This window comes from Achromobacter sp. (assembly GCF_036567245.1).
Lineage (GTDB): Bacteria > Pseudomonadota > Gammaproteobacteria > Burkholderiales > Burkholderiaceae_B > Achromobacter.
The window spans coordinates 1-1,591 of record NZ_DATCUY010000664.1 but is presented as its reverse complement, the minus strand read 5'-3'; the positions used below and the strand labels follow the sequence as shown (position 1 = coordinate 1,591).

Annotated in this window: 1 protein-coding gene and 1 pseudogene; one reads left to right on the top strand and one right to left on the bottom strand. The window is 66.5% G+C overall.

Translation table 11 applies throughout. The features are described 5' to 3' along the window. Nucleotides 1-374, bottom strand: a pseudogene (locus VIR09_RS28305) (folate-binding protein); the annotation flags it as partial. A 152-nt stretch (nucleotides 375-526) separates the two neighbouring features. Here VIR09_RS28305 and mltG point away from each other — a divergent pair. After that, on the top strand, nucleotides 527-1,591 hold a 1,065-nt coding region (gene mltG, locus VIR09_RS28300; protein WP_332015884.1), incomplete at its 3' end, for an endolytic transglycosylase MltG.

Here is a 1,591-nt window from a genome sequence, read left to right as displayed (position 1 = left end):
GAGGCCGTCACGCCCGCCACATGCAATGGGGTGGCGGCAAGCTTGGCCTTGGCGCGCAACACGAACATCGACAGGCGCTTGAGCAGCGCCTGGGCCAGATCCTGCCGCACCAGGCCGTAGAGCTGGGGCGCATCGTCCGCGCCGGGGGCGCCGCGCCACATCACCAGAGTGGCCAGCAGGCGGCCCTTGGCGGTGCAGTAGCCGGCCAGGCGGGCGGCGTCCCGCGGCAGGCCGGTGACGTCCTGCGTGAGCTGGCCGTGCAGAAAGGTGAGGGCGTCCGCGCCGGAAGCGGCGAAGACCAGGAAATCTTCCAGCGGCGCGACTTGCGCGCAACCTTCTGCGCGGGCGGGAATCGAAGAATGGAAAGCGTGCATGGCAGCGGCGTTATCGCGTCATCAAAGTGCTGATGATAGCCGTGTTCCCCTTCAGGCTGGGCCATGTCCCCGCCGCGCGCAGGGGCGCGCGGCGCGTTCTGCCCCTCTTTAGCCGCGACAGGTCCGCGCGATCAATTAAACTTCCGACACTTATGAAGAAGCGACTCTTTTTTTTCGTCCTGTGGTTTTTCCTGTTGATCGCACTGGCTGCCGCCGCAGCCGTGGGCGGCGCCTGGTATTGGGCGCACAAGCCCATGCAGCTGAAAGCCGACAGGATAGATTTCGTGGTGGATCCGGGCAGCAGCCCGCGCACGGTCGCGCGGGCGCTGAACGAGGCCGGCGTGCCGGTCTGGGAACCCGGTTTCATCTGGATGGCGCGCCTGTCCGAACGAGACAAGCAGATGAAGGCCGGCGGCTACCAGGCCATCAATGGCGATTCGCCCTGGCAACTGCTGGAACGCCTGGCGCGCGGCGACATGACGCAGCGGCAGATCACCTTCCTGGAGGGCTGGACCTATCGCCAGATCCGCCAGGCGCTGCGCGCGAATCCCGACGTCAAGCAGACGCTGGGCGAAACCACCGATGAAGAATTGATGGAACGCCTGGGTTCCGACATCAAGCAGCCGGAAGGGCTGTTCTTCCCGGATACCTATATTTTCACGCCAGGCAGCACCGATTACGACCTGTTGCGCCGCGCCTACCAGGAAGGCCAGCGCATCCTGCAGGACACCTGGGCCAAGCGCCAGCCGGACCTGCCGGTGACCACGCCCTACGAGGCCCTGGTGCTGGCTTCCATTGTTGAAAAGGAGACCGGCCACGGGCCGGACCGCCGCCGCGTGGCCGGCGTGTTCAGCAACCGGCTCAAGATCGGCATGCTGCTGCAGACCGACCCGACGGTGATTTACGGCATGGGCGAAGCCTACCAGGGCCGCATCCGCAAGCGCGACCTGCAGACCGATACGCCCTGGAATACCTATACGCGTCCGGGCCTGCCGCCCACGCCTATCGCGGCGCCGGGCCGTGCGGCGCTGTTGGCGGCGGTGCAGCCGGAGCAGCACAAGTTCCTCTTTTTCGTTTCCCGCGGCAACGGCACCAGCGAGTTCTCGGTCAATCTGAACGAGCACAACCGCAACGTTTCCCGCTATATCCTGGGCCAGGGCCAGAATCCCGCGCCCAGCCCGGCGTCGAGCCGCGGCGGCGCCAACGGCAGCCCGGCC